Origin of the sequence: Halorussus halobius (assembly GCF_004765805.1) — an archaeon.
Classification (GTDB): Archaea; Halobacteriota; Halobacteria; order Halobacteriales; family Haladaptataceae; genus Halorussus; species Halorussus halobius.
Map to the genome: position 1 here is coordinate 715,033 of NZ_ML219773.1, position 14,615 is coordinate 729,647.

General features: G+C 68.9%; 16 protein-coding genes. 8 read left to right on the forward strand and 8 right to left on the reverse strand.

Annotated elements, in window-relative coordinates; all coding sequences use genetic code 11:
- Positions 1-12 precede the first annotated feature (12 nt).
- Complete coding sequence (locus EPL03_RS03560) at positions 13-780, forward strand: SAM hydrolase/SAM-dependent halogenase family protein (RefSeq protein WP_135827954.1); 768 nt, start codon at positions 13-15, stop codon at positions 778-780.
- Between the two features lie 9 nt (positions 781-789).
- Here EPL03_RS03560 and EPL03_RS03565 read toward each other — a convergent pair whose 3' ends face one another.
- The gene (locus tag EPL03_RS03565; RefSeq protein ID WP_135827955.1) at positions 790-1,050 is read right to left on the reverse strand and encodes a DUF7520 family protein; all 261 of its coding nucleotides are present in this window, start codon (positions 1,048-1,050) and stop codon (positions 790-792) included.
- A gap of 331 nt (positions 1,051-1,381) precedes the next feature.
- Between EPL03_RS03565 and EPL03_RS03570 the strand changes: the two genes are divergently transcribed.
- From EPL03_RS03570 to EPL03_RS03585, 4 genes are read left to right on the forward strand one after another with little or no spacing between them, the layout of a single operon-like run.
- Positions 1,382-1,765 carry a hypothetical protein gene (locus tag EPL03_RS03570; protein ID WP_135827956.1) on the forward strand — a complete coding sequence of 128 codons (384 nt, stop codon included), beginning with the start codon at positions 1,382-1,384 and terminating at the stop codon, positions 1,763-1,765.
- Between the two features lie 2 nt (positions 1,766-1,767).
- A complete protein-coding gene (locus EPL03_RS03575; protein WP_135827957.1) occupies positions 1,768-1,968 on the forward strand; it encodes a helix-turn-helix transcriptional regulator in 201 nt (66 codons plus the stop codon).
- Positions 1,969-1,999: 31 nt separating this feature from the next.
- Positions 2,000-2,740 (forward strand): ABC transporter ATP-binding protein, encoded by a 741-nt coding sequence (locus EPL03_RS03580; protein WP_168216173.1) that lies wholly within the window; start codon positions 2,000-2,002, stop codon positions 2,738-2,740.
- Entirely contained in the window at positions 2,737-3,393 is a 657-nt protein-coding gene (locus tag EPL03_RS03585; RefSeq protein WP_135827959.1) for a hypothetical protein, read from the forward strand. Before EPL03_RS03580 ends, EPL03_RS03585 begins: the two co-directional genes overlap by 4 nt.
- A 49-nt stretch (positions 3,394-3,442) precedes the next feature.
- Here EPL03_RS03585 and pyrF read toward each other — a convergent pair whose 3' ends face one another.
- Positions 3,443-4,252 carry an orotidine-5'-phosphate decarboxylase gene (gene pyrF / locus EPL03_RS03590; RefSeq protein WP_135827960.1) on the reverse strand — a complete coding sequence of 270 codons (810 nt, stop codon included), beginning with the start codon at positions 4,250-4,252 and terminating at the stop codon, positions 3,443-3,445.
- 93 nt (positions 4,253-4,345) lie between these two features.
- Here pyrF and EPL03_RS03595 point away from each other — a divergent pair, with 93 nt between their 5' ends.
- Positions 4,346-4,936, forward strand: a complete 591-nt coding sequence (locus EPL03_RS03595; protein ID WP_135827961.1) for a GNAT family N-acetyltransferase — start codon at positions 4,346-4,348, stop codon at positions 4,934-4,936.
- Between the two features lie 30 nt (positions 4,937-4,966).
- Here the strand turns inward: EPL03_RS03595 and EPL03_RS03600 are convergent, their stop codons facing one another.
- The 4 genes from EPL03_RS03600 to EPL03_RS03615 all read right to left on the reverse strand — a co-directional run bounded on the left by EPL03_RS03600 (position 4,967) and on the right by EPL03_RS03615 (position 9,908).
- Entirely contained in the window at positions 4,967-5,428 is a 462-nt protein-coding gene (locus tag EPL03_RS03600; RefSeq protein ID WP_135827962.1) for a DUF7529 family protein, read from the reverse strand.
- 4 nt (positions 5,429-5,432) lie between these two features.
- Positions 5,433-6,896, reverse strand: coding sequence for an ABC transporter permease (locus tag EPL03_RS03605; protein WP_135827963.1), 1,464 nt, complete (start codon positions 6,894-6,896; stop codon positions 5,433-5,435).
- Positions 6,893-7,918 (reverse strand): ABC transporter permease, encoded by a 1,026-nt coding sequence (locus EPL03_RS03610; RefSeq protein WP_135827964.1) that lies wholly within the window; start codon positions 7,916-7,918, stop codon positions 6,893-6,895. The genes EPL03_RS03605 and EPL03_RS03610 overlap by 4 nt, the downstream gene beginning before the upstream one ends.
- A 136-nt stretch (positions 7,919-8,054) precedes the next feature.
- Positions 8,055-9,908 (reverse strand): ABC transporter substrate-binding protein, encoded by a 1,854-nt coding sequence (locus EPL03_RS03615; protein ID WP_135827965.1) that lies wholly within the window; start codon positions 9,906-9,908, stop codon positions 8,055-8,057.
- 263 nt (positions 9,909-10,171) lie between these two features.
- On the opposite strand from EPL03_RS03615, the gene EPL03_RS03620 reads away from it, so the two are divergent.
- A complete protein-coding gene (locus tag EPL03_RS03620; RefSeq protein WP_135827966.1) occupies positions 10,172-11,854 on the forward strand; it encodes an acyl-CoA mutase large subunit family protein in 1,683 nt (560 codons plus the stop codon).
- Between the two features lie 451 nt (positions 11,855-12,305).
- Here EPL03_RS03620 and EPL03_RS03625 read toward each other — a convergent pair whose 3' ends face one another.
- Entirely contained in the window at positions 12,306-13,427 is a 1,122-nt protein-coding gene (locus EPL03_RS03625; RefSeq protein ID WP_135827967.1) for an aminotransferase class V-fold PLP-dependent enzyme, read from the reverse strand.
- 114 nt (positions 13,428-13,541) lie between these two features.
- On the opposite strand from EPL03_RS03625, the gene mce reads away from it, so the two are divergent.
- Positions 13,542-13,925 (forward strand): methylmalonyl-CoA epimerase, encoded by a 384-nt coding sequence (gene mce / locus EPL03_RS03630; protein WP_135827968.1) that lies wholly within the window; start codon positions 13,542-13,544, stop codon positions 13,923-13,925.
- Between the two features lie 15 nt (positions 13,926-13,940).
- Here mce and EPL03_RS03635 read toward each other — a convergent pair whose 3' ends face one another.
- Positions 13,941-14,561 (reverse strand): NUDIX hydrolase, encoded by a 621-nt coding sequence (locus EPL03_RS03635; protein WP_135827969.1) that lies wholly within the window; start codon positions 14,559-14,561, stop codon positions 13,941-13,943.
- Positions 14,562-14,615 lie beyond the last annotated feature (54 nt).

Genomic DNA, 14,615 nt, shown 5'->3' on the forward strand with positions numbered 1-14,615 from the left:
CAACCGTCGGGCGTGATAACGCTCGCTTCCGACTTCGGCTCGCCGTATCCCGCGGCGATGAAGGGCGTAATCGCCCAGCGAACCGACGCGCGACTGGTCGACGTCGCACACGACTTCCCGCGCCAAGACGTCCGGACCGCCGCGTTCTGGCTCCGGGAGGTGCTGCCGTACTTCCCGTCGGCGGTCCACCTCGTCGTGGTCGACCCGGGCGTCGGCACCGACCGGGCCGCGCTGGCGATTCGAGCGGGCGACCACGCGCTCGTGGGGCCGGACAACGGCGTCCTGCTTCCGGCGGCCCGCGAACTGGCGAGCGCGAGCGACGCGGCCGATGTCGCGGTGTTCGAGGTCGAGTACGAGGACGGCGAGACGGCGAGTACCACCTTCCACGGCCGGGACGTGTTCGCGCCCGCCGCCGCCGAGGTCCACGAGGCCGGCGTCGAGCGCTTCCACGAGCGCGACGGCGTGGTACCCGCCGAGGGGTACGAGGACCTCCGCTTCCCCGAGCCGGAAATCGAGGACGGGCGCGCGGTCGGCGAGGTCCTCGTGGTCGACGGCTTCGGTAACGCCGTCACCAACGTCCCCGGCGAGTACCTCGACGGCCGCGAGTCGGTCCGGGTCGACGGCGAATCCGCGCCGGTCGAGCGCGCCTACGCCGCAGTCGACGCGGGCCGGCGGCTCGTCACGGTCGGCAGCCACGGCAACGTCGAACTCGCGGTCAACCGGGGCCGGGGCGAGGCGGCATTCGGCGTCGCGGTCGGCGACGAGGTCCGGTTGTCCTAACCGGGTGGGTCACCCCGCGTCGTCGTACCGCGAGGCCACCCGGACGAGTCCGAACAGGACCGCGAGTAGGCCGGCGGTCGTCAGCACGCCGAACGCCGTCATCGCGACCGGCGTCATCTCGAACGAGACCACGCCGAGCAGGTCGACCGAGGCGTCGCGCTGCTGTCCGGACGCGCCGACTATCGCGCCGAGTCCGCCGCCGATGAGGACGACGGCCACCGCGCCCACGAGGAAGACGGGGCGGCCCGACGTCCGCTGGTCCGTGCTCACGCGCTCCGGTTGGGGCCGGGCGTGATTAGGACTGTCGGTGGAGCGTCGAGGTCGTCGGTGTGACCTCCGGTTGGCCCTCCAGGTACGGCCGGGATGAGGGTCTCGGATGTCGCGGTGCTGACCGCCCGCCGGGCCGGACGCTCAGCGTTCGGTCCGACGCAGCGTGTTGGGTCAGAAATCCCCATCCCGACCGTAGCCGCCTTTCCGACCACTACGGCCCGCCGGACCACAGGAACTAAGTTAGTGTTAAACAAACCTAACATCACGGCGTTAAACAGACCTAACATCCATGCGACCACAGACCCGCTATCGGCTCGGACGTATCGCGTACATGGCTACCGTGGTGGCCACGCTGGCGGCCGGAATCGCGGCCGAATCGACGGTGCTGGTCGGGAGCGGTGCTGTCCTGCTCGTCGGCTTCCCGTCCGCGAGCACGTGGCTCGCGGACCGGTTGGGCCACGGACGGCGCGACGAACGGACCCGGCGACTGACACGCACGGCCACCAGCAGGGCGGTCGTCCTCGTATTCGTGGTCGCGTTCGTCGGCTACCTCCTCGGGTCGGTTGCGACCGTTCGGGGTGGACTGAGCGGTCCCGGGGCGTCCCTCTACACGCAGGCACGAACCGTCCTCCTGTGGGTGACCGTGGCGCTGACCGCCTCGGGAGTCGTACACGGCGTCCGGAACTGGCTCCGACGGCGACGGCTGGAGACCTGAGCATGGAGTTCGAGACCGAAATCCGACGACTCCGTGAGGAGCGCGACTTGACGCAGGCCGACCTGGCGGACGAGGTCGGCGTCACCCGGCAGACGATTCTCTACGTCGAGAAGGGCGAGTACAACCCCTCACTGGAGTTGGCCTGGCGAATCGCCCGAGCGTTCGATGCTCGCGTCGAGGACGTATTCGAGCTTCCCGACTAGCAACGTCCGAACCCACGACGACACAGCACCCATGCTAGCAACACTCACTGACACCGGGGAACCGGAGTTCGAGTACGCGGTCGAGGTAACGGACCTACACCAGCAGTTCGACGGCGTCGAGGTCTTGACGGGCGTCACCGTGCGCTCGCGACGGGGTGAAGTGTGTGGACTCCTCGGTCCGAACGGTGCCGGAAAGACGACGACGCTAAAGACACTGGTCGGCGCACTCCGTCCGGTCTCCGGGCGCGTCCGACTCCTCGGACGCCGACCGGCGAGAGACCCCACCGTGCGAGCAGCCGTCGGCGTGGTCTTCGAACACGAGACGCTCAACCCGCGCTGGACCGTCGGCGACAACCTCCGCCACACGTGCGCCGTGTACGAGGTCTCGCCCGACCGGATCGACGAAGCGCTTCGGACAGTCACGCTCAGCCCGGACGAGCGAGACACACCCTTCGGTGACCTCTCGAACGGGATGCAACGGAAAGCCAGCATCGCGAACGCCATCGTTCACGACCCGGAGGTGTTGGTGTTGGACGAACCGACGAACGGACTCGACCCCGACGCACAGCAAACTGTCGTGGAGGTCCTCTCGCGTCTCCGGGAGACGGGTCGAACGATACTCTTCAGCTCCCACGACCTGGGGAAGGTCTCGACGCTGTGTGACCGGGTGAGCATCATCGACGGTGGGGCGACCGTCACCGAGACCGCCGTCGGTGACTCCGAGCGCGACCTGGAGGCGCTGTACTTCGACGCGACGGGGGGTCGGACGTGAACGCGCGCGAACTCGTCGCGCTCGAACTCCGGAACCTCCGCCCGTTCTCGGCGGGCGTGGCGGTCGTGCTGGCGGGCTACGTGGTCGCGGTCAGCCCCCTCGTCGAAATCGTGGCGGCCTTCGGCGACCGACCGACTCTGCTGGCCGGACTCGGCCTCCTGTCGGCGTTCGCGTTCGGGTGGACCTTCGCGTACCTCTTCGGCGGCTTCTCGGCCGTGGTCAAACGCGAGAACGACGTGTACGACCGGTATTTCGCGCTCCCGGTGGCACCGTGGAAAGTATTTCTCGCCGAGGCGGTCGGGGTCGCGGTGCCCGCGTTCGCCTGCACCGCCGGAACCCTCGTCGCCGTCACAGTTATCGCGGAGGACGTGCCGGGGTGGTTCGCGGTCTGGTCGGTCGTGGCGGCGGCCGTCTTCGTCGTCGGCACCACGTCGCTGGTGTTCGTGACGACGCTCTCCTTCGACAATCCGCGCGCCCCGACCATCGCGTACTTCGCCGGAATCGGCCTGCTCTTCGTGGGGGCTCGCGGGGTGGGCGGCCTCCCCGTCGGTCCTGAGGTGATAACCGCGGGTCTCGCGGTCGTCCTCACCGGGCTCTCGGTGGGGGCGGTCGGTGCGCTCACGCGACTTTCGGGTCGCCGGCTTCACGGCTGACGGGCGCGCGCTCGGCGTGACGGCGCGGAACCCTATCGCGGCCGGGAGGTCATCGGTACTGGTTCAGCCGCGCCTTCAGGTCGCGAGCGGCCTCGGCGGCGGCCTCGTCGAAGGCGCGGTCGGACTCCTCGCCCGCGAAGATGATGCCACGCGTGGAGTTGACCAGTCCAGCGCCGTTCGCGGCGGTAGCGCAGGTCGCGGCGGCCTCGACGTCGCCGCCCTGCGCGCCGACTCCCGGCACGAGAAACGGCAGGTCGGGCACGCGCTCGCGGACCGCTCGGAGTTCGTCGGGGGTCGTCGCGCCCACGACGAGGCCCACGTTGCCGTGGCCCCCGTCGTTCCACTCGCTGGCGAGGTCGGCCACGCGCTCGTACACGAGGTCGCCGTCGGCGAGTTCGAGCCCCTGCACGTCCGCGCCGCCGGGATTGGAGGTGCGACAGAGCAGAAAGCAACCCGCGTCCGCGCGGTCGAGGAACGGCGCGAGCGCGTCCCGGCCGAGGAAGGGATTCAGCGTGATGGCGTCGACCGAATCCAGCACCCGGGCGTACTGCCGGGAGGTGTTGCCGATGTCGGCGCGCTTGGCGTCCAGCAGGACGGGAACGCCCTTCTCGCGGGCGTATTCGGCCGTCTTCTGTAGGGCGGCCCAACCGTCGGGGTCCTCGTAGAACGCGGCGTTGGGCTTGAACGCGGCGGCGTGGTCGGCCGTGGCGTCGATAATCCGGCGATTGAACTCCCATCGGGGGAGGTCGGCGTCCGCCACCGCGTCGGGGAGCCGCTCCGGGTCGGGGTCCAGCCCGACGGACACGACGCTTTCGACGGTCCCGATGCGGTCGGCCAGTCGGTCGAAGAAGGCGGTCATCGACCCTCCCTTCCGGGGACGCGGACACAAACGTTGTCATCTCGTCGCGGGCCGCGCCACACCTTTTTACCCGACGGCGACCAACCCTCGCTCATGTACGTCCGGGACGCGAAAAACAGGGAAGAGGTCTGGTTGCTGGACCACATCGAGGCCATGAGCCTCGACGCGACCGCGTTCCGCTCCCGCGACTACGTCGTCGCGGTCGACGAAGCCTCGAACGAGAAGGCCGGCTTCGGTCGCATCCGCATCCACAAGACCGACGACGGCGAGCTGTGCGAACTCACCAGCATCGGGGTGCTGGAGTCGTGGCGACGGCAGGGCGTGGGCGCGCACGTCGTCGAGCGACTGGTCGAACACGCCCGCGACGAGGGGTTCGACCGGGTGTACTCGCTGACCGGCTCGACCGATTACCTCGCGCAGTTGGGTTTTCGCGGCGTCGAGAGCGCCGACCTCCCCGAGAAGCTCCGCGAGCGCCTCGACGCCAAGCGCGGGAACATCGAGCCCGACGCGGTCGGCATGGTACTCGACGTCGAGGCGTTCTCGATGCCCGAGCGGCTCCGCGAGCGGTTCAAGCGCGCTCGGCCCCGCGAGGAGTCGTCCGACGCCGGCGAGTCCGCCGAACCGGCCGAGGACTTCGGCATCGACTCCGAGAGCGCGACCTACAAGTACGACACCGGAAGCTGAGGGGGGCCCGACGAGCGGTCCCGGCCGCGCTCACGTCGCGTCGTCCAGCCCGTCGACGAACGGGTCGGGGTCGTCGTGTCGCAGGACCACGGCGTGCGTGCCGTCGATGCGCCGGACCACGGTCTCGACCGCGTCGACCTCGTCAGTTGCGAACGATGCGAGCGCGTCGCGCTCGACGCCGCCGGCCACGAGCAGCGCCGTCTCGGTTTCGGGGTCGAGCGACGCCAGCGAGAGGAGCCGATGGCCGTCGACGTCGACGTACTCGATTCGGGTTCGCGGGAACGACCCGCCGTCGGCGGCCGATTCGAGCGCGGTCGCCCGGTCGTCGGGCACCGTGAACGCGAGCCGACCGGTCGCCCCGCGTCGGGTCGCCGAGCCGTGGTCGGCCGTCGCGGTCGTCACGTCGTAGCCCTCGCGCTCGTAAGCGCGCTCGCGCTCGTCCAGTGCGTCTCGAAATCGATTCCACGCCGTCGTGAGTGGGTCTTCGGTCACGTGCTTACCCTCCTGCGCCGCTGGCCGCGGTCGCCGCTTCTCCTTCGCCGCCCTCGGACTCGGGGTCGATGGCGTCCCGGATGCCGTCGCCCAGCGCGTTGAAGCCGGTGACGACGATCACGACCAGCACGCCGGGGACGAACGCGATGTGCCACGACACCGTGGCGAGGTACGGCTGGCCGATGTCGACGATGCGGCCCCACTCGGGGGTCGGCGAGGTCACGCCCAGCCCGAGGAACGACAGCCCCGCGATGCCGATGATGATGCCGCCGAGGCTCATCGAGACGTACACGAGCAGGTAGCCGAGGATGTACGGGAGCATGTGGCGTCGCATCGTGACCGACGACGCCAGCCCGATGCTGTCGGCGGCGTCGACCCAGCCCCGCTCGGCGACCTGTAGCGCGGGGCCCCGGACCGCCCGCCACAGCGAGGGCCACCCGGTCAGCGCGAAGATGAGCGCGAGCAGGACCCCGCCGCTGTAGAGGCTCGCCAGCCACGTCTCCGAGAGCACCACCGACAGCAACATGACGACGAGCAACTGCGGGAGCGCCTGGGTCGCGTCGCTCAGCAGGACGACCGCGAGGTCGACGAGCCCGCCGTAGTAGGCGCTGGCCACCGCCAGCGTCGCCGAGACGACCGCGCTGAGGCCGATGGCGAGCAGGCTGATGAACAGCGACACCCGCGCGCCGGCCGCGACGAACGTGAACAGGTCCTGTCCCGAGGGGAGCGTCCCGAACGGGTGGAACCGGCCGAACTCGTCGTACTCGGCGAAGCCGACGTTCCGGTCCGTGGTGCCCTGCGAGACCGACGCGAGGTTGGCGTCGCCGACCGTGAGCTCCTGCACTTCTCCGAGGTCGTCGTCGTAGGTCTCGATGGTGTAGCTGTACGGGTCGTAGGAGTTGCGCTCCATCGTCGTCGGCCCCAGCGCGGGCGCGAACACCGCCATCACGACGAACGCCAGCACCACGACCAGCCCGAACTGCCCCCACCGGTGGCGGCCGAACCGACGGAACACGTCGTCTCTGGGCGTCCAGTCGGCGATTCGGTACTCGCGTCGGTACGTCCGGACGCCGCGCCACAGCACCCAGACCCACGCCGTCGCGTAGGCGTAAATCAACGCGACGCGAAGCCCCCACGCGGCGGCGGGCGAGAGCCCGAGGAAGGTCCCCTGCCAGCCCTCGCCGGGAACGTGGATTCCCTGATTGGGTATCGTCTCCCGGCTCAGCAGGGTCGGCAGGGCGTCGCCGAGCGCCGCGAGCCCCACGTCGACCGGGAGCGCGGTCCCGAGGAGGCTACACAGCGCGCCCACCTCGACGACGGCCAGCGCGGCCGCGACGGCTAGCCACCGGAGCGCGGGCTCGGGGTTGGCCCGGACTCGGGCGGCGAACCCCGCCTCGCGGGCGTACTCGGCCGGGTCGACGGTCCCGCCGTCGGGGCGAGCGCCCCCCGCGCGGTCGTCGTTCGTCATCGCTCCCCCTCGTAGCCGACGCGCGGGTCTATCACGGTGTACAACACGTCCTGTGCGATGTTGATGGAGACGGTCAGCAGGATGAACACGTACATCAGCGACCCCGCCAGCGGGAGGTCGCCCTGCGTGAGCGCGTCGTAGAACAGCGTCCCGATACCGTTGATGCCGAACACGACCTCCACGAGCACCGACCCGCCGACCAGCAGGTACGCCTCGCTGGTGACGATGGGAATCAGCGGAATCATGGCGTTGCGGAGGACGTGCTTCCAGACGACCCGGCTCTTCGAGACGCCGATGGCCCGCATCGTGTCGACGTAGTCGTCGTGAATCGTTTCGAGGACCGCGGTTCGGGACAGCCGGAGTTCGTTGCCCATCGACGCCGACCCCAGCACCAGCGCGGGCGGGAGTATCTTCTTGGTGGCCGCCAGAAAGCCGTCGACGGTGCCGAGCCGCGAGAGGTCGGGCGGACCGACGAGTTCGGTGTCGACCAGAAAGCCCTCCCACCCCGAGCCGAAGAACACCGCCTCGGTCCGCGAGAGCAGCGCGAGCAGGATGACCGCGAGCCAGAAGTTGGGCATCGCCCGCCAGACGATGCCCGCCATCGACGCGGCGTAGTCGCGGTTCGTGTTGGGGTGGAGGCCGGCGTACATCCCGAGCGGGACGCCCACGAACAGCGGAATCAGGACGGCCCACAGCCCGAGCCACACCGTCCTCGGGCCGTAGGCCGCCAGCAGCGCGGTCGTCTCCTGTCCCTGGTGGACCACCCACGACTGGCCGAGGTCGAGCGTGAGCAGGTCGACCATGTAATCGAGGTACTGCTCGTGGATGGGGTCGGTCAGTCCGAGCTGGGCCTCGATGCGTTCGAGCTGCTGGCGGGCCTGCGGGTCGTTGGTCGGGCCGACGATGGCAGCGGCCGGGTTGAGCGGGCCGAGCCGGATTATCAGGAACGTCGCGGTCGTCCCGAGCCACACGACCGGAATCGAGAGCACCAGCCGTCGAAGCAGGTATCGGATGCGGTTCACGGCGCGTGTCCCTCAGGTCGATGCGGAGTGCGGTGGCACTTAACGTATCCTGTCTTCGGCTCGAGCTGTCGGGCGGTCGATACCCGACCGGGCCGCTCCGGGTCGGCGAGCGCGTCGAGCGAGACGCCGTCGCCGGTCACAGCGACACGTCGTCGTACTTCAGGGTGTGGAACCCCGAGGGCTTGACCGGGACGTCGACGTCGTCGTACCAGTAGCGCTGGCCGCGCGGGTGGTAGTTCAGCAGGACGGGGACGTCCTCCCAGGCGGCCTCCTCCATCTCGACGTACGCCTCGTTGCGGGCCTGCTGGGCCTCCTCGGAGGGGCCGAGGTTGTCCTGGATGCGGTTCCACGCGTCGAGCGCGCGCTGGGCCGCCTCGGTGCCCTCCCACTGGCTGAAGTTGCCCGAACTGGGGTAGGCGTACTGGAGCACGTCCGCCGGCGCGGGGTACTCCAGCCCGTTCCCGAGGCTGAACATGTCGAGGCTGCCGTTGATGGCCTGGTCGATTATCGTCCCGAACGGAGCGCTCTCGACCGAGAGCTCGATGTGGACCGACGCGAACTTCGTCCGCAGGAGCTCGGCTATCTGGGAGTAGGCGTCGGGGTTGCGGTCGTTGTACACGGTCAGCGTGACCGAGGCGGGGTTCGAGTCGTCGTAGCCCGCCTCCTCCATCACCGACCGGGCCTCGTCGACGCGCGCCTCGTTGTACCCGTACGGGTAGTTCTCCTCGGCGTGGGCGTCGTAGGCCTCCTGTCCGCCGGGGTACACCGACGGCGGCGTGTAGTGGTACGCGGGCTCGCCCACGCCCTTGAACGCCTGCTCGACGAAGTTCTGCTGGTTGATGGCGTAGGCCATCGCGCGCCGGACGGGGCGGTCGACGCGCTGGCAGTTGAGGATGAAGTAGGCGATGTAGGCGTCGTCCCACGTCGAGTAGTTGACCGTCTCGCCGTTCGAGAGTTCGCCGTAGGTGCCGGCCTTCTGGCCCAGCGACCCCTCCTCCTCGATGGTGACCTTGTTCGGGTCGAACCGGGAGTTCGGCAGGGTGAACAGGTCGACGTTCCGATTTATCGCGCGCTGGTAGAGCGTGTCGGAGTTCTCGACGACCTGCATGTCGATGGCGTCGGGGCCCGGCTCGTCGCCGTGGTACTCGTCGAACGCGGTCAGCCGGACGCTCGACCCCGTGTTGACGTTGTCGATCTCGTAGGAGCCGGTGCCGACCGGCCGTTCGGCCGCGAACGTGGTGTACTCCATCTCGCCGTCGTACTCCTCGACGTCGCCGACGATTCCTTCCGGGATGGGCGACAGCGACCCGTAGGCGAACCAGAACAGCGCGTCGAAGAAGGGCTGTTCGAGCGTCACTTCGAGCGTGTAGTCGTCGACCGCCTCGACGCCGAGCGTACCGGGCTCGTACACCTCCTGGTCCTCGCCGTCGACCGTCTCGGTGGTGGTCTCGTGGGCGACGACGAACGGCTCGTCGAGGATGGAACCGCCCTCCTGGCTGTTCTCCGAGGCGGCCAGCCGCTCCCACGAGTAGACGACGTCGCCGGCGGTGAGCTCGGACCCGTCGTGGAACGTCACGCCCTGCTTCAGTTCGAGCGTGTAGGTCAGCCCGTCGTCGGAGACCTCGTAGCTGTCGACCAGATTCCCCTGCGGGTCGAGCCCGTCGTCCGGAAGCGTGAACAGCCGGTCGAACAGGTGGTTGGAGACGACCTGTGAGCCGTCGCCCTTGATCTGGACCGGGTCGAAGTTCGACGCTTCGGGAATCGACAGCGACAGCGTCCCGGACGCGTCGCCCCCCTCGTCGGTTCCCTCGGTTTCGGTTTCGCTGGCTTCGGTCTCGCCGGTCTCGGTCTCGCCGGCCTCGGTAGTGTCGGTTTCGCCGTCGTCGTCCTGGCCGCCGGTACAGCCCGCGACGAGCGCGGTGGCTACGGTGCCAGTTGCAGTCAGAAATTCGCGACGCGACCCCGCCGAATCAGCAGCCCTGTTGGGCATGTAGGGACGTATTTGCTTTCGTGTCTTAATAGGTCCGGATTGAGCAATACGCCATGGTACCACCGACTTTAACAGCCGTAGTCTGAGATTTATGGACGGATATAGAGTGCTATAGCGAACGGGGGAGCCGCCGGACGGCGGCCCGGTCGGGAGCGGTTCGGGGCTACCGGCCACCCGAGGACCCGGGCCGCGAGTCGTCTGGTACTGCCCGCCTGGACGGGATTCGCCAATCGTTAAGAGTCGCGCGCTCCTCGCCTCCGATAATGTTCGACGCCGACGACCTCGACGAGATACGTTCGGCCCGCGAGGAGTGGGACGAAGAGACGGTCGGCCCCACGGTCGAGCGGTTCGGCGAGCGCAAGGAGGAGTTCCGGACCGACACGGGCGGCCAGACGGTCGACCGGCTGTACACGCCCGAGGACGTCGCCGACCTCGACTACGACGAGGACCTCGGCTTTCCCGGCGAGGAGCCGTACACCCGAGGGCCGTACTCCACGATGCATCGCGGGCGGCTCTGGACCATGCGCCAGTACGCCGGGTTCGGCACGCCCGAGGAGACCAACGAGCGGTTCCACTACCTCATCGACAACGGCTCGTCGGGCCTCTCGATGGCGTTCGACCTGCCGACCCAGATGGGCTACGACTCGGACGCCGACATGGCGGCCGGCGAGGTCGGCAAGTCCGGGGTCGCCATCGACTCGCTGGCCGACATGGAGACCGTCTTCGACGGGATTCCGCTCGACGAGGTGAGCACGTCGATGACCATCAACGCGCCCGCGTCGGTGCTGCTGGCGATGTACATCGCGGTGGGCGACAAGCAGGGCGTCGACCGCGAGGAGTTGCGGGGCACCATCCAGAACGACCTCCTGAAGGAGTACGTCGCGCGCAACACCTACATCTACCCGCCCGAGCCCTCGATGCGCATCATCACCGACATCTTCGAGTTCTGCGCCGACCAGACCCCGAAGTTCAACACCATCTCCATCTCGGGCTACCACGTCCGGGAGGCCGGCGCGACCGCGGCCCAGGAACTCGCCTTCACCCTCGGCAACGGCATCGAGTACGTCGAGGCCGCGACCGACGCGGGACTGGACGTCGACGAGTTCGCGCCCCAGCTCTCGTTTTTCTTCAACGCGCACAACAACATCCTCGAAGAGGTCGCGAAGTTCCGCGCGGCCCGCCGGATGTGGGCGACGATCATGGACGAGCGGTTCGACGCCGAGAATCCCAAGTCCAAGCAGCTCAAGTTCCACACCCAGACCGCCGGGTCGACCCTGACCGCCCAGCAGGTCGACAACAACATCGTCCGCGTGGCGTACCAGGCGCTCGCGGCGGTGCTGGGCGGCACCCAGAGCCTCCACACCAACGGGAAAGACGAGGCGCTGGCGCTGCCGACCGAGGAGAGCGTCCGGACCGCCCTGCGGACCCAGCAGATTCTGGCCCACGAGTCGGGCGCGGCCGACACCATCGACCCGCTGGCCGGGAGCTACTACGTCGAGAGCCTGACCGACGACGTCGAGGACGAAGCGTTCGACATCCTCGACACCGTCGACGAGAAGGGCGGGATGCTCCGGGCCATCGAGGACCAGTGGGTCCAGCGCCAGATTCAGGACGTCGCCTACGAGCGCCAGCGCGAGGTCGAGGAGGGCGAGCGCGTCATCGTCGGCGTCAACGAGTTCGAGGTCGACGAGGAGCCCGAGGTCGACATCCAGGAGGTCACCGAGGAGGACGAGCGCCGCCAGATAGACCGGCTCGACTCGGTGAAAGACGACCGCGACGACGAGGCAGTCGAGGCCGCGCTCGCCGCACTCCGCGAGGCCGCCGAGGGCGAGGAGAACGTGATGCCGTACATCGTCGACGCCGTGAAGGCCTACGCGACCGTGGGCGAAATCTGTGGCGTGCTGCGCGAGACGTTCGGCGAGTACCAGCCCGGCGCGGCGGTGTAGACCGGCGAATCGTCGGACATTTTCCCGCTCGGGCACTCCGGGAGAAGCTTTATTTTACTCCCTTCAAATCATGGAATTGGAGGTGAGAAAATGTTCACGATCATCCCGCTGCACTACTGCGACGCGGACCCGCGCTGTTAGACCGTCGAGCGGTCGACGCTCCGGACCGAGAAGCGTAGTTCGTTCACCTGCGAACCCATATTATACTGCTCACTTCCCAGAAATTATTCTCCCGTTCGTTATCCCACGGATATTCCGGGGATGACAAAGATGAGCCGACTCCCGTTCGATTACATGTGTCCACCCCACTACGTGACCTGTCGAGGTCGCTTCGACGCCGCATCGCTCGCGAATCGCCCGACGGCCTTCGGCGGAACGACCGCATCGGCCGCGCTTTACACGAGGCCGCAGGTTCGATTCCCACCGTTTCCTGTGCGCCGAACGGACGACCTTACAGCCGCGCGACCAACTCGTCCACGTCGGCTTCGGTGTTGAAGACGTGGACCGACGCGCGGACCGCGTTCTCCGGGAACGGGAGCGACCGGATGCGGATGCCGTCCTCGGCCAGTTCCTCGACGAACGCCTCCGGGTCGGGGTCCTCGACCGCGAACGTGACGAGCCCGGACTCGTACTCGCGGGGGCTCAGCAGGCGGGCGGTCTCGGCGTCCGCGATGCCCGCCTTGAGTCGGTCGGTCAGCGCCTCGACGCGCGACTGAATGGCGTCGTAGCCCACGTCCTCGACGGTCCGGATGGCTTCGGCGAGGCCGGCGTACGGCGCGGGCGAGACGGTGCCGACTTCGAGCCGGTGTGCGCCGGGGTGGAAGGCGTACTCCTCGGCGTTGGGGTCCTCGACGCTCCGGTAGCCGACGTGGGCCGGGTCGAGGTGGGTCTCCGCGCCCGGCGCGACGTGGACGAAGCCGGCACCGAAGGGGCCCAGCAGCCACTTGTGGCCCGCCGCCGCCACGAAGTCCGCGCCCCACTCGCGCACGTCGACCGGCATCTGGCCCGGCGACTGCACGGCGTCGACCAGCACGAGCGCGCCGGCGTCGTGGGCCATCTCCACGACCGCTTCGACCGGCAGGCGAGTGCCGTGACTCCACGTCAGCGAACTCAGACAGACCAGCTTCGCGTCCCGGACCGCGTCGGCCATCGCGTCGCGGTCGATGCGGCCGTCCTCGCTGTCGATTACCTCGACCTCGACGCCGCGGCGACGCAGGTGCTTCCACGGCAGGATGCCCGCCGAGTGTTCGAGGTCGGTCCGGACCACGGTGTCGCCCGCCTCCCAGTCGAGCGCGGCCGCGACGCGGTTGATGCCGTCGGTCGTGCTCTGGGTCAGCGCGACCGCCGACTCGTCCGCGCCGAGGTGGTCGGCGACGACCGCGCGCGTCTCGTCGAACACGTCGAACGCGCAGGGATACATCCCCTCCTCGGCGGGCGACTCGTACTCGTGGCGCTCGACGCACGACTCGATGGCGTCGACGACGCGGGTGGGACTCGGCCCCGACGCGCCGGTGTTGAGATACGTCGTGTCGTCGAGCGCCGGCATGTCGGCTCGGAGGTCGGTCGGGTTCACGTCGGGAGATACGGTTATAAGCGTGATAAAGTCTGTCGAAGCGGCAGCGGTGCCGTCCGTCGCGCGCCCGGCGCGCACCGCCGAAATTATACTCGCCGGCCGACACCCTCACGTATGCACATCGACCACGTCGGAGTTGCGACCGAGGACGCGACCGCCCTCGCGGACCTGTACGCCGACCTGTTCGGCGCGCCCGTGGCCCACGAGGAGGCGTTCGACGGCCTGAACGTCGTCTTCCTCGACTTCGGCGGCAGCTACTTCGAGTTGCTCGAACCCATCGAAGACGGCACCGTCTCGCGCTACCTCGACCGAAACGGGCCGGGCATCCACCACGTCGCGCTCGCGACCGACGACGTCGAGGCGGCGCTCGACGACGCCCGCGACCGCGGCGTCGAACGCATCGACGACGAGCCACGGCCGGGCGCGTGGGGCCACGACGTCGCCTTCCTCCACCCGAAGTCGACCGGCGGCGTGCTGATAGAGTTCGTGGAACACTGACCGCGGTCCGCCGGGCTACTCGCGGGACCCGGCCCCGGCGTCCGGAGTCCACGTCTCGGCCCGGCGCTCGGCCGCGGGCAACAGTCGCTCTGGCGGGTCGGCGAACCACGCCGCGCCGTGGAGTTCGCCGGGCTGAATCGCGATGGAGCCACCCTCGTAGGTCGCGTCGAAGAAGGCGTACAGCAGGTGGACGGCGTCGGCCGACGCGTCCCCGACCCCCTCGTCCGGGACGGCCGTGACCCGCCGGAGCAAGAACGGTTCGCCAACCGAACAGTCGACGCCGGTCTCCTCGCGGACCTCCCGACGGGCGGCCGCCGCGAAGGTCTCGTCGTCCTCGCGCCCCCCGCCGGGAAGACTCCACCCCTCGTCCGCACGATTCCGTATCATGAGCGCGCGTCGCGCGTCCGGGTTCGCCTCCGCGGGCATCGTCTCGGTCAGCGGCGGGGCGTCCGCCGGTTCCCGAACTACCCACGCGTACGCGCCGCCGAGGTAGCCGTCGCGGGCCGAGTCGGCGAACCCCTCGAACTCCTCGTCCGACCCTACCCACGTCTGTTCCTCGACCGGGACGTCGCCGTGCTCGGCGAGCAGGCGGTCCAGCCGGCGCTCGACCTCCCGCTCGTTGATGTCCGGGGCCACGAGCGCAGACGTGACACTCGGTTGGGATAAGATTGTCGAACGAGGTCGCCGCAC

Coding starts and splice junctions, on each gene's coding strand:
- EPL03_RS03575 (WP_135827957.1), top strand. CDS start 1,768: ATGGAGTTCGAGACCGAAATCCGACGACTCCGTGAGGAGCGCGACTTG.
- EPL03_RS03615 (WP_135827965.1), bottom strand. CDS start 9,908: ATGCCCAACAGGGCTGCTGATTCGGCGGGGTCGCGTCGCGAATTTCTG.
- EPL03_RS03595 (WP_135827961.1), top strand. CDS start 4,346: ATGTACGTCCGGGACGCGAAAAACAGGGAAGAGGTCTGGTTGCTGGAC.
- EPL03_RS03605 (WP_135827963.1), bottom strand. CDS start 6,896: ATGACGAACGACGACCGCGCGGGGGGCGCTCGCCCCGACGGCGGGACC.
- EPL03_RS03580 (WP_168216173.1), top strand. CDS start 2,000: ATGCTAGCAACACTCACTGACACCGGGGAACCGGAGTTCGAGTACGCG.
- EPL03_RS03620 (WP_135827966.1), top strand. CDS start 10,172: ATGTTCGACGCCGACGACCTCGACGAGATACGTTCGGCCCGCGAGGAG.
- pyrF (WP_135827960.1), bottom strand. CDS start 4,252: ATGACCGCCTTCTTCGACCGACTGGCCGACCGCATCGGGACCGTCGAA.
- mce (WP_135827968.1), top strand. CDS start 13,542: ATGCACATCGACCACGTCGGAGTTGCGACCGAGGACGCGACCGCCCTC.
- EPL03_RS03570 (WP_135827956.1), top strand. CDS start 1,382: ATGGCTACCGTGGTGGCCACGCTGGCGGCCGGAATCGCGGCCGAATCG.